Source organism: Bacillus sp. FSL M7-1345, from assembly GCF_038006985.1.
GTDB classification, from domain to species: Bacteria; Bacillota; Bacilli; order Bacillales; family Bacillaceae_G; genus Bacillus_A; species Bacillus_A cereus_U.
In genome coordinates, this window is the sequence record NZ_JBBOWG010000001.1 from 3,912,486 (window position 1) to 3,932,141 (window position 19,656).

The window sequence follows — 19,656 nt, forward strand, 5'->3', positions numbered from 1 at the left end:
CACCAGGGAGGTGAAAAGTATGGCAAACATCAAATCTGCTATCAAACGCGCTAAACTTAGCGAAGAGCGTCGTTCACATAACGCTTCTATCAAGTCTGACATGCGTACTGCTGTTAAAACTGTAGAAACTTTAGTTACTAATAACGATCTTGAAAATGCTAAAGAAGCTTTCAAAACTGCTTCTAAAAAACTTGACAAAGCAGCTCGTAAAGGTCTTATCCACCAAAACGCTGCAGCTCGTCAAAAATCTCGCTTAGCGAAACAAGTAAACGCGTAAGGCGTTTAAAAAACGATCCATTCGGATCGTTTTTTATATACACAAAAAAGTTCACGTATTTAGTACGTGAACTTTTTTGTGTTACTACATATGATTTAACCGCATTAAGAAAAACTCAAGCACAAGTTTCTTATCCATCTTTCCAGTCTTCATACTATAATCAGCTTCCGCTAATTCTATAATAACTTTTTTTAATTCTTCAAAAGAGAAAAACTTTGTTTGATTCATCGCCAACTTTACCCGGTACGGGTGCACACCAATATGGGAAGCAATTTGATTTTGTCCGTAACCACGCTGTTGTAATTCTTTCACTTGATGGAGCAAGCGGAATTGACTTACTAATAACGCGAGCAGTTTAATTGGTTCTTCCTGCTGTGTAAATAATCCGTCTAAAATTTGCATCGCACCAGCGATATCTTTTTTCACCACTTTTTCTGTTAAAGCAAACACATTTTGCTCAACAGATTTCGGCACAAGTTCCGTGACAAGTTTTGGCGTAATTTCTCCGCCCATACCGACGTATAACGTTAACTTGTCCATTTCCTTCGCCAACATTGTTACATTACTTCCCACAAGCTCTAACAACAAACTAACAGCTGCATTATCAATATGCACATGCACCTCATCCGCACGAGAAACAATCCACTTCTGAACATCCTGCACTTGCATCGCATTTGCCTCTATTACATCCGCTGTTTTCTTTAATAGTTTTGTAATTTTTTTTCGTTCGTCTAATTTTTCATAAGGCGCAACAAAAACAAGAATAGAAAAAGGAGATGGCTCCCCAATATATTCTTCTAAAATTTTTATATTTTGTTCTAATTTTTCTTTTTGTGCCGTTAAAAATAGTGGTGATTTTATTAATATAACTTTACGCTCTCCAAAAAAAGGAAGCGTATGCGCATCCTCAACTACATCTTCTAAATACGCTTCTTCCAAATCGTATGTCACAACATTAAACTCTCGATCTTCCTCTTCAAGCGCTTCCGTTGTAATAAGCTTTATCGTTTCATTTATAAAATAGGCTTCCGTTCCATACAGTACATACAACGGAGCGAACTGTTTCTTTTTAATCTTCTTATGTATATCACTCATATTTTTTCCTACTCCCTAACTTGGCAATATATATTTATACTAATGCCCTAGCTTTTGTTTTACAAGTACAAAGGGACGGGCTTTATAACCCGCCCCTTTATTTATATAAAACGCCACGCAATAAGCCCCGGATTTCTTATTGGTGTGCGGTAATCACCTTCCCTTTATTATTTACAATAATAATCTTAGTATAAGTGCCAACTGTTAACATGATTGGAAATGAAAAATTCACGCTACTTAACTAACTAGAAAAGTATACAAATACTCTATTTCGCTTCATATGGAAATTGTAGATTTTTTTCTGACAATATTCTATACTAAAATGGAATGTTGGGGAGGGATTCTAAATGAATGATTTTGAACAAAACGTTCAAAGTAAACGCAATGACGCTATTGATTCAGGGGTAGGATTTATCGTCTCATTTGGTTTTTTCGCAACACTTTTCATTATTGCAACTGTTATTAAATTCATCGGTTCTTAAAGGCTGCTGCTTAACGGCAGTCTTCTTTTTTTCATCTTCTATGTGTTTCATCATATGTGATTTTACTTTGAAAGGTTCCTTTTTCTCCATTAAAAACATAGGAAATAGCACCTTGCTTATCCGTACGCCATATATCAATACCCATCTTCTTAAAACGCTCTATAACTTCCTTATGCGGGTGCCCATACCTATTACGCTCTCCCACAGAAATAATCGCTACAGTAGGCTGTACAAGGCTTAAAAAAGGATCTGTAGACGATGTTTTACTCCCATGGTGGGCAACTTTTAAAATATTAGCCCGCAAATCAGGATATGTCGATACTATAAACTTTTCTCCTTCTTCTTCTAAATCACCCGTAAATAGCCATGTTAGTCCCCCTAGTCTGGCCCATAGTACAATCGAAGAGTCATTTTCTCCCTTTTCTTTCCCCTTTGGAGCTAATACGAAAAATTCCGCTTCATTTACCCTCCAACCTTCCCCTTCTCCTACTACACTTATCTTCATGCTCTTTTCTAACGCCTTTTTCTTCACCACTTTTTCCAATACAGCATCTTGTTCCTTTCTCCCAAATACAACTTCTTTTACAATAATAGATGACAGCAAATCCAGCGCAGCACCTATATGATCCGCATCTCCATGCGTTACAATTAATTTATCAATCGTTTTTATACCTTCTTTTTGTAAGAAAGGTACCAGAATATCATGCCCGACAGAAAATTCATGCTTTTTCTGTTGCCACACTTCCTTCTTGACGGGAAGGGCTCCACCTGTATCAATAAGATAAACCTCTTTATCGTACGGAAGACGAATTAATATTGCATCTCCCTGTCCAACATCAAGAAATGTAACACTCCCACTTTCGCGAAAATATGGATATACATAATGACAAGTACTAATAAAAAGAAACACACCCACAACTATGCACAAAATTTTTTTCGTTATTACTCTTTCCCAAATCACAAATATACTAACGATACTAAAACAATATATAGCCACAAGAAATAAAGGAGTTTGACCAAAAGTAAGTCGGATGAAAGGGAAACTTTCACAGTAACTTAGAAAGTCATTAGAAATGGTTAAACATAATGAAAGTACATATGCAATTCCTTTTGCGAAAAATGGAATAACCGGCATACATATAAGAATAATAATGCTACACGGCAATACAATAATGGATAGAAAAGGAACATATATAAGATTGAGGAAAATGCTATAAGGAGAAAAATAACCAAAATGATATAACAAGATGGGGGTACTAGCGAGCTGTGATATTATAGAAATGTAAATAGAATTTCGAACTACTCCATTACTACGCCCTAATAATATCGGCGCAGATAGTAGTAAAGCAAAACTACCTACAAATGAGAATTGAAATCCAATGTTGAAAATAAGATATGGATCGTATATAAGCATACATATAGCTGTTATACTTAAGGCGTCTAGACTAGATAAGCGAATAGAGCACATGAAAGCTACCAACAATAAAACTCCTGTTATAGAAGCCCTCACAACAGATGGCGACGCCCCAGCTACGATCATATATAGAGGAATGCAAACTATAAGGCATACTGTTGCTGTCTCTTTCGTCACACCACTTCTTAGTAAAACAAAATACATTATAACCATTAATAATACGATATGCGATCCTGAAATTGCCAACAAATGTATAAGACCAAATTGTTGATATTGCTCTTCTACTTCAAACGTCATTTGTTGTCGATCTCCAAATAATAATGCGTTCATAAATGCACCTGATTGTTCTGGGAACATTTCTGTAACTTTCGAGATTGTTTGTTGCCTGAGAAGAAAAATCCATTGCACGAGTGACAACGATGTTTTTTGGCATTCAGAAATGTATGTCACATCAAATATAAAATGTATTTTTTGCTGATATAAATAATTACGATAATCAAAAACATGAAAATTCCGAGCAGTTTGTGGTTCTTTCACCTCCCCTTTAAATGTACACGATATACCTGCATGTAATTGTTGCAACTGCTTCTTTTCCGAAGCAGATTGTATTTTATAATTTAACTGCACTAAGTTTTTATTCTGATCCTCAATTTGAAAAGAGAGACGATCTCCATTAATTAGAGGTGTATTTTGCACGACCCCTCGTGTAACTTCGTAGGGCTCCCCTAGCGACTTATTTAGACTCTGAACATATGTGGTGTACATAGCGCCACTAAAACACGCTATCATACAAAATATGAAGGTTTTACGCGAAGTACGATATAAACAAAATAAAACATAACAAACGAAACAACAAGCAGTCAACAAATGCGACGTGGAAAAGGTAATTGCAATCCCAATTATAAACGAGATTGCAACATAGCCCCATTGTCCATTCAACTCATACTCACTCCTTATAGCATCATTTTCGCTTTAGTGAATACACGCTGTAATTCTTCCATTGATAAATTATCTTTTTCTAAAGCTGCGAATAATTCCTTTAGCTGCAAATGACGCTCTTGTTCCTCTAGCGATGTAATATCATATTCTAGCGGAACGTGCTTCACTGTTACACTCGCCTGTTCAAATAACTCTACGGCATACGGATGATTTTTATAATCCTGTGCATAATAAACTGCTGTAACACCACTTTGAATAATCGCCTTACAGCACTGCAAACAAGGAAAATGTGTGACATAAATTTCCGCTTCCTCTGTTTTTGCACCAAACTTCGCACATTGCAATAAAGCATTCATTTCCGCATGAATTGTACGAACACAATGATTATCAATGACATAGCAACCATCGTCTATACAATGTACACCACCTTTAATTGAACCGTTATATCCACCAGCAATAATTCGTTTATCACGAACGATTGTCGCTCCTACTGCAAGTCTTGTACATGTACTACGCAATGATAACAGATGGCTTTGCGTCATAAAATATTGATCCCATGAAATTCGTTCCATATTTTTCACCTACTTTTTTGTCTACTTGTAGTGTAGCGAAAAAAGAAAAACTTCGTCAATCTTTTATGGAATAATAATTTGATCTTTTATTTTTTCAAGTGACTTCGCACCAATCCCATCAATTTCTAATAAATCTTCTATTTTCTGAAACGGACCATGTTCTTCTCGGTATTTCAAAATACTTTCTGCCTTCCGAGAACCAATGCCTGTAATTTTTTCAAGTTGCTCTTTAGAAGCTGCGTTTATTTGAATCTTTGCCTCGCCCTTTGAAAAAGTGGCCACCTCTTGTACTTGCTCATTTTTATTCGGTACATAAAGGATCATTTGGTCTTGTACAATTTGCGCTAAATTCACCTTCTTCACATCTGCTTCTAGTAAAAAACCACCCGCCTTTTCAACGGCATCCTTCGCTCGGTCCCCCTCTTTCATTTCATACACACCTTCTCTTACAACCGCCCCTTTCACATCAATTATAATTATTTTTTTCTGTTCCTTTGTATCCAATACTTTCGGTTTACTTTTTTTCTCCACATCTTTCGCTTGAACTTCCGTTGTAATGAGCGATTGCTCCGTTTGCTGATTCGTTTTCCAGAAAAAAAGAAAAATCAAAGTGCCAATAATAACCACTAATCCCAACCATTTTTTCGGAAAATCCCACATCATTTTACACCTCTAATCATAAATTTATAACATCATTCATATTGTTTAGGAGAAAGCTGTTACGAAGGAGGGATGAAACATTGAACATAGGAATTATAGGGACAGGGAACATGGGGAATATACTAATCGATGCATTTTTAGAAACCCGTGCTGTCAAACCTTCGTGCCTTACTATTATTAATCGGACGCCTGCCAAAGCATATCATATAAAAGAAAAATACCCTTCTGTTCATGTAGCCAAAACAATCCAAGAGGTAATCGAACAATCCCAGCTTATTTTCATTTGCGTAAAACCGATAGATATATACCCTATTCTAAAAAAATACGCTGACCATTTTTCAGACGAAGATTGCTTAGTTTCTATCACAAGCCCCATATCTCCATCACAATTAGAAACACTTATACCTTGCCACGTCGCTCGTATCATTCCAAGCATCACAAACCGCGCCTTATCCGGCGCATCACTATTTACATTTGGAAATAACTGCTCTGAAGAATGGCAACAAAAACTATTTCGTCTATTCAAAAACATTTCTACTCCCCTTGTTATAGAAGAAGATATAACGCGCGTTTCATCTGATATAGCAAGCTGCGGCCCTGCTTTTTTTAGTTATTTATTACAATGTTTCATTAACGCTGCTGTAGATAAAACAAATATTACACATGAAGAAGCCACTACTTTAGTAAGTGAAATGGTCATTGGAATGGGGAAATTACTTGAAAAAGAAATTTTCACATTACCTACTTTACAAGAAAAGGTATGCGTTAAAGGCGGTGTTACAGGAGAAGGTATTCGTATTTTAGAAGAGCACGTTGGGGATATGTTTCATAAATTAATCGAACGGACACATGAGAAATTTGATGAAGATTTAAAATGCGTTGAGCAGCAATTCAATAAACACACATAATAAATACGCCATCGTAATCCCAAACCCTTTTTATTACTACTTATCTTTTTCATGCTACATTTTCACTAAAACTAGCATTTTTACACTTTACACATATCATCTTTTTATTTTTCTAGAACTAAAACTACATCTTTTCTATAAAACAAAAGCAACCTTATCGGTTGCTTTTCTTTTATCCATTCTTCTTCGCCATAAAAAAGATGCGCTCTGTTTGTTCTGTCACTTCGATTCGTTCAAAGTCACCTGTGACGCGAAGTACTGTAAATCCAGCTTCTTCAAGCCATTTTGTTAACACTTCAACCGAATATGCACGCTGCACGTGACATTCGTCAAAACGATGGTACACATCTTCTTCTGAATCTTGTACAAAGAATGTCAAATCATGTTCCACACTATCTGATTCTTCTCCAGGGAAGCAGTTCCAAATAAGTGATATTTCTTCGCCGTTCACTGTATATGTTTCATTTTGAAATACGTGATGTATTTTATATAAAGAGTGTACATCGAATAAAAACAAGCCATCCTGACGTAAATGGTGGAAAACTCTTCTAAATGTTTCTTGCACTCCATCTTCTTGCAATACGTAATTTAATGAGTCACAAAATATTGTCACACAATCAAATTCACCAGGAACATCGAGCTCTCTCATGTCTTGTTGGTAAAAAGGAATAAAATAACCTTCTCCCCCCAATTTTTGCTGTGCGACAGTTAACATTTCTTCCGAAAGATCTACACCAATTAAATCATAACCTTTTCGTACAAGCGGAAGTGTTACGTTACCAGTTCCACATGCTACGTCAAGAATTTTTGCCTCTTTCATAGATGCCTGTTGCAAACTTTCCTCTGTGAATTCCACCCATTTATCATAAGGGACATCATTCATCAGTTCGTCATACAGCAAAGCAAATTGTTCGTATTTCATTGATCTAGCTCATCTGCAATATCTTCACGCGGCACATCGCCCCATAGACGCTCTAAATTATAGTGATTACGCTCATCTTTATGGAATACATGAGCAACCACATCACCAAGGTCTACTAAAACCCAACGTGCTTCATCAAAGCCTTCCATACGTTGTACGTTAATTTCGAACTCATGTGCCTTCGCTTTAATTTCACGTGCAATTGCTTGTACTTGCTTGTCTGAATTTCCGTGACAAATAATAAAATAGTCTGCAATCGGTGAAATACCTTGCATATTTAGTACAACCATATCTTCTGCTCTCTTATCATCAGCTGCTTTTGCCGCTAATACTAATAACTCTTTATCTTTCATTTATTAATTTCCTCCTTGATAATTGCATTGTATGTTTGGAATGTTAATGGATAAATCGTTTGATCTTTTTCCATTAAAAATTGAATTGTTCGCTTTAAAGCAAACAGTAAAGCTTGATTTATATCTTTATATGCGAGTTTCCTCGCTTCTTCCACACCAGGAAACTTACGTCCTGGTTCAATGTAATCTGCTACATAAATAACTTTATCTAACATTGTCATTTTTTCATGACCACTTGTATGATATGTAATAGCTTGTAGAATTTCAAGATCAGTAATGCCTACTTCTTTTTCTACTAAGTATGCCCCAACAGGTGCATGCCATAACTCTTTGTTATAGTGCAATAAATCCTTTGGCAAAGCTTCTCTCTTAATAATCTCTTCCATTTCTGGAATCGCTCTACATTTTGCATAATCGTGAAATATAGCAGCCGTCTCTGCCTTTTTTTCATCTACACCATATAACCGGGCAAGTTCAATCGCTGTTTCCATTACACCAATCGTGTGTATATAACGTTTTTCATGCATTTGCTGTTTGACAATACTAAGTGCTTCCTCACGATTCATACAACCCATTCCTCTCGACATATACCTGTACTTTTTCGGGGAGTAAATATTTGCACGTTTTCTTCGTCATATATCTCTCCCGTAACAGAGAAGAAGAAACTGCAAACTCCGGAATTTCCACTTTTACGATATCATAAGGCGTATGTAATGTATAACCTGGTCTTGCAACTCCAACGAAAGTCACAAGCTTAAGTAACTTTTCAATGTTATACCACTTCGGCAAATACTCAACCATGTCTCCGCCAATAATAAAGTGAAACTGCACATCCGGATACTTCTCCGTTAATTGTACCATAGTGTCGTACGTATAAGATGGGCCTTCTCTGTCTAGCTCTTCTAAACAAATTGAAAAGTATGCTTCTTCCTCAGTCGCTATTTGCAGCATGTTTAATCGACTTTTCACACTCGTAATGTTACGTCCTTGCTTGTGCGGTGGAATCTGATTCGGCAAAAACCATACCTCTTCCAACCCTAAAGCATGATACACTTCATTTGCAATTAACAAATGCCCATTATGAGGCGGATCAAACGTGCCACCAATAATGCCAATTTTTCTCAAAAGAAACGCTCCTTCCTTTTACATACAGCAACTCTCCCCATACATATTCGAAGAGAGCCCACTGTTAATAAAAGTTCAATTGGTTTCGCTTTCTACATATCCAGCGTCCACTACGAAATAACTCACGTATATCTTTTATCGAGGAAGTTTAATCTGCTTATTTTCTCTTGATTCTTTGTATAAAACAATTGTGCTTCCGATTACTTGAACGATTTCAGCTCGTGCACCTTGTGCAAGCTCTTCTGCAACTTCACTACGATCAAATTCACAGTTTTGTAATACGCTCACTTTAAATAGTTCACGAACTTCTAACGCTTCTCCAATTTGTTTCACCATATTTTCATTCACGCCACCTTTTCCAACTTGAAAAATCGGTGTTAAATGATGTGCCTTTGCACGTAAAAATCTTTTTTGTTTTCCTGTTAACATATAATTAGCCTCCAAGCTCTCTCATTACTAATTGTTTCATTCTATCAATATTCGGCACACACCCTGTCCACATTTCAAATGCAAGTGCACCTTGATAAACGAACATATCGATTCCATTTTGAATTATTGCACCTTGTTCTTTCGCATCGCCTAAAATTTTCGTCTCAAATGGATTATAAATAATATCAGAAACAATCGTTCCTTGTTTCAATGAACGAATTTCCAGCGGCGTATACGCAACATGTGGATGCATACCTATCGTTGTTGTTTGGATGATAATATCATATTCCCCTTGATTTTCTGCTGCACATTCTAACGATAGAGCATGCGAATTAACATTTGCCATGCACCCAGCGATAAGATTTTCCGCCTTATCTCTCGTACGATTAGCAATATCAATTTCTTTCACACCTACATCTGCAAGCGAGAAGTAAATAGCTCGGCTAGCACCACCTGCACCGATTAATAAAATACGTTTCTCTTGAAGTGGATCTTCACTAATTGACTGCAGGGCACGAACAAAACCAATTCCATCTGTATTATACCCAATCAATTTTCCATCTCGATGAACTACTGTATTTACCGCACCGATTTGCCTTGCTAGCGGGGCAACCTCATCCAAGTACTCCATAACTGCAACTTTATGCGGAGTCGTTACATTAAATCCTGAAATACCTAATGCTTTCAAACCTTTTACTGCTTCCCCTAGCGCTTCTTCTTCTACAAGAAACGCATGATAATGGGCATCCATATTCAAGTGTTCAAATGCATCGTTATGCATAACGGGTGATAATGAATGTCCAATTGGATTTCCGATTACACCATATAATTGTTTCATAAATCCCTCTCCATATTAAATTAAAGATTTACGTAATGAAACACTTACTCCCTTTGGTACATGAGCAACAATTTTCGCTCCTGATTCATTTACAGTAACCCAGCCTAATCCAGAGAATACAACGTCCGTTTTTGGCTCACGAATATTAAATTCATATTTCACAAAATCTGGCATATTTTCTAATTCTTCTGGTGTCGGTGGATTCAACATTTCTCCAGCGTGTCTTTCGTACAATTCATCAGCCTTTTCAAGCTTTGTACGATGGATTGTTAAACGGTTTGAGAAATGACAAGTAAATGCACGACGACCTCCACTTACATAATCAAATCGTGCTAATCCACCAAAGAATAATGTTTGTTCTTCATTTAATTGGAATACCATCGGCTTAACCTCTGTAGTCGGTGTAATAAGCTTTAAGCTTTGTTTCCCAACATAATGCGCCATTTGATGATGATTAATAATACCTGGTGTATCGTATAAAGATGATGTTTCGTCTAATGGGATATCAATTAAATCAAGCGTTGTTCCTGGGAAATGTGATGTTGTAATTACATTCTCAGTCTCATCACTAAACTCTTTAATCATACGATTAATAAATGTTGATTTACCAACATTCGTACATCCAACAACATAAACATCTTTACCTTCGCGGTAATGCTCAATTGCATCAGCAAGTTCAGTGATTCCTTGTCCTTTAGCTGCACTAATCAAAAAGACATCTTCTGGTTTTAAACCAAGTTGCTTTGCACTATAGCGCATCCAATGTTTTACTTTATCATGCTTAACTGACTTTGGAATTAAGTCAGCCTTATTCCCTACAAGTAATACTTTATTGTTCCCTACAAAACGATGTAAGCCCGGTAACCAGCTACCATTGAAATCGAAAATATCTACGATTTTAACCACTAGTGCGTCTGATTGTCCAATTCCGTTCAAAATACGAAGGAAATCATCATCTGTTAAAGATACATCTTGAATTTCGTTATAATGTTTCAAACGAAAACAACGTTGGCAAATTACTTGTTCTTTTTCTAAAGATGATACAGGAGCGTATCCTACTTCATTTTTATTTTCTGTTTGAATTTCTACACCGCAACCAATACATTTAATTGTTTCAGTCAAACTTTATTCCTCCCAGTTAATTAAGCCTTTTTTCTTCATGTTTCTCATAATTCTTCGTTCAATTTTTCGATTAAAACGTGTCACCAATCCGTCCGTTTGCGCTACCGGTACAACTAAAATTGTATGAAGTCCCACACGATTCCCACCGAGCACATCCGTTAGTAACTGATCTCCAATTACTACAACTTCATCTGGCTGTAAATGCATCTCGTGTATCGCACGCTTAAATGCGCGGACAAACGGTTTGCGCGCACTATGAATAAACGGAATACCTAATGGATCAGCGAATTCTTTAACGCGTTGCTCGTTATTATTTGAAACAACCGTTACTTGAATATCATTTTCTTTCATTTTCAAAAACCACTCTTCAAGCTGTGGTGTTGCGTTCGGACGATCCCATTCAATTAAAGTGTTATCTAAATCGGTAATAACTCCTTTAATTCCACGTTTTTTCAAATCTTCCGGTTGAACATGATATACATTTTTCACATATTCATTTGGTAAAAATAACTTCAATTTCTTTCACCTCTTTGAGGATTTTTCATAAAATTTTTCGACAACATTTTTCGATAGATAACCTGTGGATAAACTTGTACACACTTTCCACATTAACTTTTCAGTTAATTCGGAATTTACTAACACTCTATGCACACTTTATCCACTGAGGTATGTGGATAACCTCTTGTTTGTGACTGTCATATTTTTTTGGTACATTAAATGCAACAACGAATCAATCCTTATATTATTAGGAGGTGGCTCCCCTTGAAAACAAAACATATGGAACAGTTATCTACTGATTTACTCACTGAGTCTTATTATAAAGCAAAAGAACTAAAATTAAATCCCGACTTCATTTTACTTATAAAACAAGAAATTATTAGACGCTCGTTAGAGGACAAGCTCGTCAAATCTTCTTGAGTACATATAGATTGCTGATTGACCTGTAAAAAGAGCCATCCTGCGATGGCTCTCGAATAAACAAGTACTCCCATCTAGGGGATTTCTTCATTAAGCATCTTTGTCCACATTTCTTAATTAGAGCTTCATAAGTATATTATAAAATCTTTTCTTTACTTATGAGATACTCGGGTTGCAATTTTTTCACCAAGACGTAGCTCTTGCCCACTTGTCAATTCCTGCACTGCTTCAATCATATCTTTTTCAAATAATAAAACAACTGTTGAGCCAAATGTAAAGTATGCCATCTCTTCACCTTTTTGAACAGTACTTCTTTCATGAAGGAGCTCAATACTATTAACAAACATAGCACCTACTTTTACAAGCGCCATACGTTTGCCTTCACTATTTACTTCTGTAACAGAGCGATAATTTTTTGACAATGGTTCTTTCCCATACTCCATACCCGCTGCATTTACCGGATATGATTTTCTGCCGAGTACAAATCTTTCAGTCACAGAGCCAGAGAGCGGACTATGAATACGATGATAATGACTTGGACTCAAATAAATTACCATATATGTACCGCCTGCATATCGCTTTGCACGCTCTTCATTACCTAGCATATCCACAATTGAATAACGCTTTCCTTTTATATCGAATGTTTTTGTATCCTCAATAGGACCTTGATCAGCAAAAACACCATCAACAGGACTAACGATACTCGATGCATCAGTATCAATACTACGCTTTCCTTCTTTTAGCCTACGTGTAAATAAATCATGCAATGTTCGATATTCCTTCAAACCCTTTTCCATCTCATCTTGATTAATTTGAAAAACTTTCGCATACGATGGAATAATGATAGAGCTCAAACGAGATTGTGCAAATTTACGTAATATATAAGAAGTAAAACGACCATTTGTAAGTTCGATCATAAGTCGATATAATGTCCGTCGCAAATTACGAAACCTCCTAATCAGCCTATAACTTTAGTTTCCCCTTCTTTTCTCTCTATATCATATGTAAAATTGGTTCTTATTCCCACATATAGAATGGAGCCGTCTCGTTATACACGATGAAAAACTAAGTATAATTTTTATTCTTAAATTGTTTAGCACCTTCTAATATTACAGATAGAATCCGCCATTTTCAACAGTGAACATGTATTTCTTCTTAGAACAGCTCGTTTTCTTTCCGTTTTCCCGAAAGAAAAGCAGCCACTTTTAAAGTGTAGCTGCCTACAATATACATTATTCTTTTGCTTTTTTCTCTTTCTCAGCCCGCACAAATTCGTGGAACATTTTCATTAAAGCACGCTTTTCAATTCGCGATACGTAGCTTCTTGAAATACCGAGTGCCTTCGCAATCTCCCTCTGTGTTTTCTCTTTATCAAGCCCAAGTCCAAAACGCTTCACAATTACTTCTTTCTCTCGTTCGTCTAAAATATCGATATACTCTTTAATTTTTTCTAACTCCATACTAAGCTGAATCATATCAATTACATCTTCTGATTCTGATTTTAATATATCAATAAGCGATATTTCATTACCCTCTTTATCTTGCCCGATTGGATCATGAAGTGAAACGTCTTTTTTCGTTTTCTTCAGCACACGTAAATGCATCAAAATTTCATTTTCGATACAGCGTGCTGCATATGTTGCAAGCTTAGTTCCTTTCCCTGCTGAATAGCTTTCAATCGCTTTAATAAGCCCAATGGTACCAATTGAAATTAAATCTTCTGCATCTTCTCCAGTGTTTTCAAATTTTTTAACGATATGAGCTACAAGCCGTAAATTATGTTCAATTAAAAGATTTCTCGCTTGAGCATCACCTTGCTCCATTAACTCTAAGTACTTTCTCTCATCGTCTGATGATAACGGCTGCGGAAACGCATTATTCTTCACATAAGAAACAAAGACAAACACTTCTCGAACCATATATCCAATTGCGGCGAATAGACTCAAACCTTTCACCTCCGCCAAAATAGTGGTCTTTACTATGTGTATGTGGGCGTGAGGTTGTTTGTGTCTGTACGATATAAATATGGAATCCTTAGCTTTTTGTCGAACGAAATAAGTCTTTCATACCTTGAATATTTTTTCCAATGTATTACAATATGTTAAGTTCCAAAATTTTGAAAGAGGTGTTTTCATGCAATACTTTACTTCAAAAATAACAAAACTAGTAGTACTCACACTATCTTTTTTCTTACTGTCAGCTTGCGGACAACAAACGTCTCCTACAAAAACTGAAGTTACTAAAGAGGATACTGCAGCATCAAAAGACAGTACAAAAAATGAGGATAGCCAAAAGACCGAAGACAGTGTAAAAACTGAGGACAATGCAACAAACGAGAATAACGCAACTACTGAAAACAACAAAAAAAATGAAAACAGCGTAACAGCTAAAAACAGCACAAAAGCTGAAAACAACACAACTACCGAAAACAACAAAAAAAATGAAAACAATGCAACCCCTAAAAACAATACAAAAACTGAGAGCAACGCAACTACTGAAAACAACAAAAAAAATGAAGATAACGACACAGTTAAAAATAATACAAAACCTGAAGCAGAATCTAAAAACACACAAAAAGAACAACAACCAGCTAAGCAACCAAATAAACAAACTGATACTATTACATTCACAAGTGAAGATGCTGTAAAAGTTCTAGAAAAAAGAATGGGAGCTCGCTCAGATGAAATTCGTTACGGCTCCGGCGAAGACAAACTAATTGGCACAATAAATGGTATTAAACTATACGACGTCTTATACGGACGCGAATCTCCTGAGAACTCGCGTGCTCTAAATTTTGCAGTGGGATCTGATGGAAACCTATATGATTGGTCAAAAGCTCAAGATGGTATTCTTCAACCACTTAACGGCAATTAATAAATTATTCTATGAACATAGTAAAAGCCAATCGAAACGAATCGATTGGCTTTTACTAATACTCACTCCAAATTTTCTCGCCAGTATACGCATCTATGTAACGAATTTCTCGACTACATTCGAAGGATTCTTTATGATTTTCATTCATCGTTTGTTTATACAGTAGTTCGTATTTCGTTTCCTCTGCATCAACATCTATATGCCATTCTAATTTAACTCGGATGGCCTCTTTGTATATTTCTAGCGCTTTTTCTTTTGTCACTTTTGGTGTTGTTTCATATGTGAGCAATTCTTTTATAATGCTGCTAGATTCTCCTGAGTAGTGCATCACAGCACCATTTTCTGTATTGATGTTAATCGCATATAGTCTATTGGAATCCCATTCACATATACAGAAAAGGTAAATCTTTCAATCCCATCTTCTGCTTCTTCACGTTCTTCCCAAAGACGAAGATATTGTGTGCTATCTGGAATAACTCGTTCTAAAAATTGAAGTGCTTTTTGTAAACATTCCTCTCTAGACAGTATTTATTTTACTTCTTTATCGTCTGTCAGTTTTATAAAACCAATTAATTCATTGGTTGATTTATCAATCGTAATGCAAACTAAATTATTATATTTTAACATCGGTAAATGCTTTTTAAAGAATTCATTCATTATCTTTTGGATTCATCATACTCTCTCCTTTATTACAATTTAAGGTAATTATAATAAACAAAACCAAAAGTCATTAGCAAAAAGACAAAAAGCTGAAACAATTAGTTCATACGAATTTCACATGAATCTATTACTATAAGAATTGTACATAGTGAAATTACTAACAATGACGTTTATTCATATATAATTTCATTTGAAAGGGGTTGAAAAGATGAAAACTAAATATCGCTTTATGATCTCATCATTTGCTGCTTGCGCCTACATGATTTGGTGTTTAGTATAATAACAACTTCACTTGTAAATAAGAAAAGGTGTGTATATAAATGGAATATAACCAATCAACCGTTAACTACTGGAAAGCTTTTGTATTACCTTATACATTTGCTTTAGAAGAGTTAAAAACTAAATTTGAAATTATGAACCGGGAAGCTCAATTTTTAGAAGACTACAACCCGTTTGAACATATAAAAACAAGACTTAAACAACCCGAAAGTATCATTAGGAAGCTTGAGCGTAAAAATTTATCACCAACAGTTGAAAATGCTCAAACACAATTACAAGATATTATTGGCATCCGTATTACATGTTGCTTTGTAGAAGATATTTACCATTTAAAAGGGGTTATTGAAAATCGTGGAGACATGGAAATTGTAGAAGTAAAAGATTATATTGCCAATCCAAAAGGAAATGGCTATAAAAGTTTGCATATGATTATTAAATATCCATTGTTACTAAATTCTGGTACGAAAGATGTATTTGCAGAAATTCAATTACGTACACTTGCGATGGACTTTTGGGCAAGTTTAGAACATAAACTTTACTACAAATATGAAGGAAATATACCTGATTATTTGAAGGATGAACTACATGACGCTGCTATGAAAGCTGAAGATCTCGATAATAAGATGGCAACAATCCGTCAAGATATTGATGACATTGAAGCATGTTCAAATCAAATTTTATTACCACTTTAAAAAGGTTCTCTCCTATGAGAACCTTTTTTTATTCCGCTATTTGCGGGCAGTAAGACTCCCACTGATTAAAGTTTCACTTTATTTCTTCTCTATCGTACGAACTTCTTCAATCTTCCACCCTTCGTCTTCTTTTCCAAGTGCATACTGCATTTTCTTTTGAAGAGTAACCCCTCCATCTACTTCTTTTTCCTCCGTTTCAACAATAACAAGCCCACCTTTAAGAGCTTTCATATTCATATGTTCCAATTCTATTTTCTTATTTCCCTTTTGAAATGCCGCTTCCTTTTGTGTTTTTAAGTCTTCAGCACTAGGCATCTTCTTTGAAAATAACTCCATATGCTCAGCAAGATTTTTTTCATTCGTCGTCCGTACAAATGCCTCAATAACATCTTGAATGGATTTCTCTTCTTCTTTCGTTATATGTACCTTTTCCTCAGTTTTTCCAGCAGATTTTTGTTCTATATTATTCTCTTGAGATTGACATCCAACTAGCAATAATACAAATACTAGAAGGAATCTTAATTTCCCTAAAAAAACTCTCATCTTTCCATCTCCTAAAAAGAAAAGTGAGGCATTTCGCCTCACTTTCATTTATAATTAGCGTCTTCCTTTATTCGGGTCGCCGCCGCCAACAATGTCAAAGACACGTTTAGCTATATTTGTATTCTCTTGAACGCCAGAGAATAAGTATTTACCCGGTCCGAATGCATATACGTTTACATCTTCACCTGTATGTCCACCCGTTGTCCAACCTGTAACCGAACGCTTATTGAAGATATCTTCAATTGCATTATCAATCTTTGTTACATCTTTTGATGGAGCTATATCATTTACAGCTTTAATTTCTTCTGGTGTTAATTGTAGATCAATATACTTTTTCAATGTTTCTTCTACATTTGCACCTTTTACAATCTCACTTGCCATAAAGTCTGGCGTACGTTTCGCAGCTTTAATCGGATCTACTTTAAAGTTATACTCACCATTCGCACCTAAAGATAATCCGCCAGTAGCATGGTCTGCAGTTGCAACAACTAATGTGTTCTTATCTTTTTTCGCAAACTCAATTGCTGCTTTAAACGCTTTTTCGAAGTCTTCCATTTCACTCATTGCACCGACAATATCATTATCATGTCCAGCCCAATCAATTTGACTACCTTCGACCATTAAGAAGAAACCATTTTTATTTTTGTTCAAGCGCTCAATCGCGGTATTTGTCATCTCTTCTAATGAAGGTGTTTTGTCAGTACGGTCAATCATTTTGTCTAAACCACCTGGTGCAAATAAGCCAAGAACTTGATCGCTTTTATCATTTAATAATTGATTACGATCTGTTACATAACTATAACCAGACTTCTTAAATTCTTCTGTAAGATTGCGGTCTTTTCTAACAAAGTTATTTACGCCGCCGCCAAGCATAACATCTATTTTATGCTTACCTTTAATTTTCTCATCAAAGTAATCATTTGCAATTGCGTCCATATTTTTACGACTAATATCATGTGCACCGAATGCAGCTGGTGTTGCATGCGTAATTTCAGACGTTGCAACGAGTCCCGTTGACTTCCCTTTTTCTTTCGCTTGCTCAAGCACTGTTTTCACTTCAGCTTTATCATTATCTACTGCAATAGCTGCATTATATGTTTTTATACCTGCTGACATCGCAGTAGCTGCCGATGCAGAGTCTGTAATATTTTCATGTTCATCTTCTGGATATGTTTTTTGTGTTCCTACAAGATGCTTATCAAATTCTGTAGATTCCATCTCAAATGTTTTTGGATTATCTTTCATATAACGATGAGCTGTCATATATGAAGGCCCCATACCATCCCCAATTAATACAATGACATTTTTAATTTTTGCATTGTTTCCGTTCTCATCCGCATTAACCTCACTAGAACGCGTAAAATTCCATGTTGCTACCGAAGTAACTGCTAACGACGCCACAACTGCAAATGGCCATGCTTTTTTTACAAACTTTTTCACTGTCTTGTCCCCCTAATTAGGTTATTCATTTCCCACTATCAAATTTAATATAAGACTGTTAAGAGAAAATGAGTTATATGTAAATTTTTTGTTAACTTATGTAAATTTCAGTTATAATTTGTATAAGTTTGTCTTGTCATATCAAACATACTTCCCTTTACAAAGAAAAATATAAACATGTTGGATTTTTTTAATACGAACCTATTATTTTACATTTCGTAATATTATTCTTATTTTTTCTAATTTAAATAGAAATATGGTGAACTTTATGAAAACAGTAAAACTAGACGAATCTTCCATTCCAGATTTACTCTCTCTTTGCAAATCAGTCGGGTGGTTACAGCATGAGATTTTTATGAAAGAGCAATTCCATATGTACCTTTCCATTGGCACAATTTTTGGCTATGTACATGAGAATAAACTTATTGCAGCGGGCGGGGTCTTTTCGTTTGCCCCTGGATTTTCTTCTATCGGTATGTTAATCGTGCATCCTGATTTTCAAAGAAAAGGAATTGGCCGTATTTTGTTAAACACTAGCTTAAAAGTAACTCATCCATCGCTCCCTATTACGCTCATTGCAACAAAAGCTGGCGAATCCTTATATGAATCTTATGGATTTCAATCAATAACAACAATTCATCGTTTCGAAAAACAAGCGGCTCATATAAGTACAAATTCTTTTCCCATAAAACAAATTCAGCAAGCCGATCTTCAATCTCTCATTTTTCTTGATCAAACTGCGACTGGTGCATATCGTTCTAAGCTTTTTTCATCGCTACTATCGAGAGCAACTTACTCCTTTAAAATAGAACGGGATAATCAAATAGATGCTTTTGCTTTATGCATACAAAAAGGAGATGTACTATGTATCACTCCGCTTATTTCAAAAAAAGAAAAAGACGCTATTCAGTTATTAGAAATGATTTGTAAATCGTGGAGTGGGACGATACGCATTGATGTTCCGCACTCACAATTCATATTCCGCCAATTTCTTCAAACAGCAGATTTCCAGGAAACGCTCCTTTCACCTCTTATGATAAAGAATGGTAATCAACTTCCTGGAAATCGTAATATGCTATTTGCTATGATAGATGCAGCGTTATGTTAGAAAGGG

At 35.7% G+C, this 19,656-nt stretch carries 23 protein-coding genes and 1 pseudogene; 7 read left to right on the forward strand and 17 right to left on the reverse strand.

The annotated features are described in order from the left end of the window. Positions 1-19: 19 nt before the first annotated feature. Entirely contained in the window at positions 20-277 is a 258-nt protein-coding gene (gene rpsT, locus MHB76_RS20450; protein ID WP_002088694.1) for a 30S ribosomal protein S20, read from the forward strand. A gap of 84 nt (positions 278-361) precedes the next feature. Here rpsT and holA read toward each other — a convergent pair whose 3' ends face one another. Further along, complete coding sequence (gene holA, locus MHB76_RS20455) at positions 362-1,372, reverse strand: DNA polymerase III subunit delta (RefSeq protein WP_002034073.1); 1,011 nt, start codon at positions 1,370-1,372, stop codon at positions 362-364. A 347-nt stretch (positions 1,373-1,719) separates the two neighbouring features. On the opposite strand from holA, the gene MHB76_RS20460 reads away from it, so the two are divergent. Further along, on the forward strand, positions 1,720-1,854 hold the full coding sequence (locus MHB76_RS20460) for a YqzM family protein (protein WP_000997609.1): 135 nt from the start codon (positions 1,720-1,722) through the stop codon (positions 1,852-1,854). 31 nt (positions 1,855-1,885) lie between these two features. Here MHB76_RS20460 and MHB76_RS20465 read toward each other — a convergent pair whose 3' ends face one another. The 3 genes from MHB76_RS20465 to MHB76_RS20475 form a co-directional block, all read right to left on the reverse strand. Further along, the gene (locus MHB76_RS20465) at positions 1,886-4,207 is read right to left on the reverse strand and encodes a DNA internalization-related competence protein ComEC/Rec2 (protein ID WP_078172792.1); all 2,322 of its coding nucleotides are present in this window, start codon (positions 4,205-4,207) and stop codon (positions 1,886-1,888) included. A 14-nt stretch (positions 4,208-4,221) separates the two neighbouring features. Further along, the gene (locus tag MHB76_RS20470) at positions 4,222-4,779 is read right to left on the reverse strand and encodes a ComE operon protein 2 (protein ID WP_002088698.1); all 558 of its coding nucleotides are present in this window, start codon (positions 4,777-4,779) and stop codon (positions 4,222-4,224) included. A 63-nt stretch (positions 4,780-4,842) separates the two neighbouring features. Continuing rightward, the gene (locus MHB76_RS20475; protein WP_016106185.1) at positions 4,843-5,442 is read right to left on the reverse strand and encodes a helix-hairpin-helix domain-containing protein; all 600 of its coding nucleotides are present in this window, start codon (positions 5,440-5,442) and stop codon (positions 4,843-4,845) included. A 77-nt stretch (positions 5,443-5,519) separates the two neighbouring features. On the opposite strand from MHB76_RS20475, the gene comER reads away from it, so the two are divergent. Beyond that, positions 5,520-6,347 (forward strand): late competence protein ComER, encoded by an 828-nt coding sequence (gene comER / locus MHB76_RS20480; protein ID WP_078172791.1) that lies wholly within the window; start codon positions 5,520-5,522, stop codon positions 6,345-6,347. A 172-nt stretch (positions 6,348-6,519) separates the two neighbouring features. Here the strand turns inward: comER and MHB76_RS20485 are convergent, their stop codons facing one another. The 8 genes from MHB76_RS20485 to MHB76_RS20520 all read right to left on the reverse strand — a co-directional run bounded on the left by MHB76_RS20485 (position 6,520) and on the right by MHB76_RS20520 (position 11,652). Then, on the reverse strand, positions 6,520-7,269 hold the full coding sequence (locus tag MHB76_RS20485) for a class I SAM-dependent DNA methyltransferase (RefSeq protein ID WP_002111917.1): 750 nt from the start codon (positions 7,267-7,269) through the stop codon (positions 6,520-6,522). Continuing rightward, entirely contained in the window at positions 7,266-7,622 is a 357-nt protein-coding gene (gene rsfS / locus MHB76_RS20490; protein WP_000653209.1) for a ribosome silencing factor, read from the reverse strand. Before rsfS ends, MHB76_RS20485 begins: the two co-directional genes overlap by 4 nt. Further along, positions 7,619-8,188 (reverse strand): bis(5'-nucleosyl)-tetraphosphatase (symmetrical) YqeK, encoded by a 570-nt coding sequence (yqeK, locus tag MHB76_RS20495; protein ID WP_002160435.1) that lies wholly within the window; start codon positions 8,186-8,188, stop codon positions 7,619-7,621. Before yqeK ends, rsfS begins: the two co-directional genes overlap by 4 nt. Next, positions 8,178-8,747, reverse strand: coding sequence for a nicotinate-nucleotide adenylyltransferase (locus MHB76_RS20500; protein ID WP_002160434.1), 570 nt, complete (start codon positions 8,745-8,747; stop codon positions 8,178-8,180). The genes yqeK and MHB76_RS20500 overlap by 11 nt, the downstream gene beginning before the upstream one ends. A 135-nt stretch (positions 8,748-8,882) precedes the next feature. Further along, positions 8,883-9,176, reverse strand: coding sequence for a ribosome assembly RNA-binding protein YhbY (gene yhbY, locus MHB76_RS20505; protein ID WP_002015220.1), 294 nt, complete (start codon positions 9,174-9,176; stop codon positions 8,883-8,885). A 4-nt stretch (positions 9,177-9,180) separates the two neighbouring features. Next, a complete protein-coding gene (gene aroE / locus MHB76_RS20510; RefSeq protein ID WP_002160433.1) occupies positions 9,181-10,014 on the reverse strand; it encodes a shikimate dehydrogenase in 834 nt (277 codons plus the stop codon). A gap of 15 nt (positions 10,015-10,029) precedes the next feature. Beyond that, on the reverse strand, positions 10,030-11,136 hold the full coding sequence (gene yqeH / locus MHB76_RS20515; protein WP_002160432.1) for a ribosome biogenesis GTPase YqeH: 1,107 nt from the start codon (positions 11,134-11,136) through the stop codon (positions 10,030-10,032). Between the two features lie 3 nt (positions 11,137-11,139). Further along, entirely contained in the window at positions 11,140-11,652 is a 513-nt protein-coding gene (locus MHB76_RS20520) for a YqeG family HAD IIIA-type phosphatase (RefSeq protein ID WP_002160431.1), read from the reverse strand. 246 nt (positions 11,653-11,898) lie between these two features. Here MHB76_RS20520 and MHB76_RS20525 point away from each other — a divergent pair, with 246 nt between their 5' ends. Further along, positions 11,899-12,054, forward strand: coding sequence for a sporulation histidine kinase inhibitor Sda (locus MHB76_RS20525; protein ID WP_002015226.1), 156 nt, complete (start codon positions 11,899-11,901; stop codon positions 12,052-12,054). A gap of 152 nt (positions 12,055-12,206) precedes the next feature. Here the strand turns inward: MHB76_RS20525 and MHB76_RS20530 are convergent, their stop codons facing one another. Beyond that, positions 12,207-12,995 carry a phosphatidylserine decarboxylase gene (locus MHB76_RS20530; RefSeq protein WP_078172790.1) on the reverse strand — a complete coding sequence of 263 codons (789 nt, stop codon included), beginning with the start codon at positions 12,993-12,995 and terminating at the stop codon, positions 12,207-12,209. 291 nt (positions 12,996-13,286) lie between these two features. Beyond that, positions 13,287-14,000, reverse strand: coding sequence for an RNA polymerase sporulation sigma factor SigK (gene sigK, locus MHB76_RS20535; protein WP_000051382.1), 714 nt, complete (start codon positions 13,998-14,000; stop codon positions 13,287-13,289). A gap of 187 nt (positions 14,001-14,187) precedes the next feature. Here sigK and MHB76_RS20540 point away from each other — a divergent pair, with 187 nt between their 5' ends. After that, positions 14,188-14,928: a hypothetical protein gene (locus tag MHB76_RS20540; protein WP_078172789.1), complete on the forward strand. Its 741-nt coding sequence runs from the start codon at positions 14,188-14,190 to the stop codon at positions 14,926-14,928. A 55-nt stretch (positions 14,929-14,983) separates the two neighbouring features. Here the strand turns inward: MHB76_RS20540 and MHB76_RS20545 are convergent. Further along, positions 14,984-15,588, reverse strand: a pseudogene (locus tag MHB76_RS20545) (YcdB/YcdC domain-containing protein); the annotation flags it as partial. Between the two features lie 320 nt (positions 15,589-15,908). Between MHB76_RS20545 and MHB76_RS20550 the strand changes: the two are divergent. Beyond that, positions 15,909-16,559, forward strand: a complete 651-nt coding sequence (locus MHB76_RS20550) for a GTP pyrophosphokinase (protein ID WP_002111928.1) — start codon at positions 15,909-15,911, stop codon at positions 16,557-16,559. A gap of 78 nt (positions 16,560-16,637) precedes the next feature. On the opposite strand, the gene MHB76_RS20555 is transcribed toward MHB76_RS20550, so the two are convergent. Both MHB76_RS20555 and MHB76_RS20560 read right to left on the reverse strand, forming a co-directional pair. Beyond that, complete coding sequence (locus MHB76_RS20555; RefSeq protein ID WP_016106190.1) at positions 16,638-17,102, reverse strand: hypothetical protein; 465 nt, start codon at positions 17,100-17,102, stop codon at positions 16,638-16,640. 54 nt (positions 17,103-17,156) lie between these two features. Continuing rightward, complete coding sequence (locus MHB76_RS20560) at positions 17,157-18,542, reverse strand: alkaline phosphatase (protein ID WP_016106191.1); 1,386 nt, start codon at positions 18,540-18,542, stop codon at positions 17,157-17,159. A 268-nt stretch (positions 18,543-18,810) separates the two neighbouring features. Here MHB76_RS20560 and MHB76_RS20565 point away from each other — a divergent pair, with 268 nt between their 5' ends. Next, positions 18,811-19,650, forward strand: coding sequence for a GNAT family N-acetyltransferase (locus tag MHB76_RS20565; protein WP_002160423.1), 840 nt, complete (start codon positions 18,811-18,813; stop codon positions 19,648-19,650). Positions 19,651-19,656: the final 6 nt, after the last annotated feature.

Excerpts from the sequence above, each read along its gene's own strand:
- rpsT (WP_002088694.1), top strand. The coding sequence starts at position 20 with ATGGCAAACATCAAATCTGCTATCAAACGCGCTAAACTTAGCGAAGAG.
- holA (WP_002034073.1), bottom strand. The coding sequence starts at position 1,372 with ATGAGTGATATACATAAGAAGATTAAAAAGAAACAGTTCGCTCCGTTG.
- MHB76_RS20460 (WP_000997609.1), top strand. The coding sequence starts at position 1,720 with ATGAATGATTTTGAACAAAACGTTCAAAGTAAACGCAATGACGCTATT.
- MHB76_RS20470 (WP_002088698.1), bottom strand. The coding sequence starts at position 4,779 with ATGGAACGAATTTCATGGGATCAATATTTTATGACGCAAAGCCATCTG.
- MHB76_RS20475 (WP_016106185.1), bottom strand. The coding sequence starts at position 5,442 with ATGATGTGGGATTTTCCGAAAAAATGGTTGGGATTAGTGGTTATTATT.
- MHB76_RS20485 (WP_002111917.1), bottom strand. The coding sequence starts at position 7,269 with ATGAAATACGAACAATTTGCTTTGCTGTATGACGAACTGATGAATGAT.
- rsfS (WP_000653209.1), bottom strand. The coding sequence starts at position 7,622 with ATGAAAGATAAAGAGTTATTAGTATTAGCGGCAAAAGCAGCTGATGAT.
- yqeK (WP_002160435.1), bottom strand. The coding sequence starts at position 8,188 with ATGAATCGTGAGGAAGCACTTAGTATTGTCAAACAGCAAATGCATGAA.
- yhbY (WP_002015220.1), bottom strand. The coding sequence starts at position 9,176 with ATGTTAACAGGAAAACAAAAAAGATTTTTACGTGCAAAGGCACATCAT.
- aroE (WP_002160433.1), bottom strand. The coding sequence starts at position 10,014 with ATGAAACAATTATATGGTGTAATCGGAAATCCAATTGGACATTCATTA.
- MHB76_RS20540 (WP_078172789.1), top strand. The coding sequence starts at position 14,188 with ATGCAATACTTTACTTCAAAAATAACAAAACTAGTAGTACTCACACTA.
- MHB76_RS20550 (WP_002111928.1), top strand. The coding sequence starts at position 15,909 with ATGGAATATAACCAATCAACCGTTAACTACTGGAAAGCTTTTGTATTA.
- MHB76_RS20555 (WP_016106190.1), bottom strand. The coding sequence starts at position 17,102 with ATGAGAGTTTTTTTAGGGAAATTAAGATTCCTTCTAGTATTTGTATTA.
- MHB76_RS20565 (WP_002160423.1), top strand. The coding sequence starts at position 18,811 with ATGAAAACAGTAAAACTAGACGAATCTTCCATTCCAGATTTACTCTCT.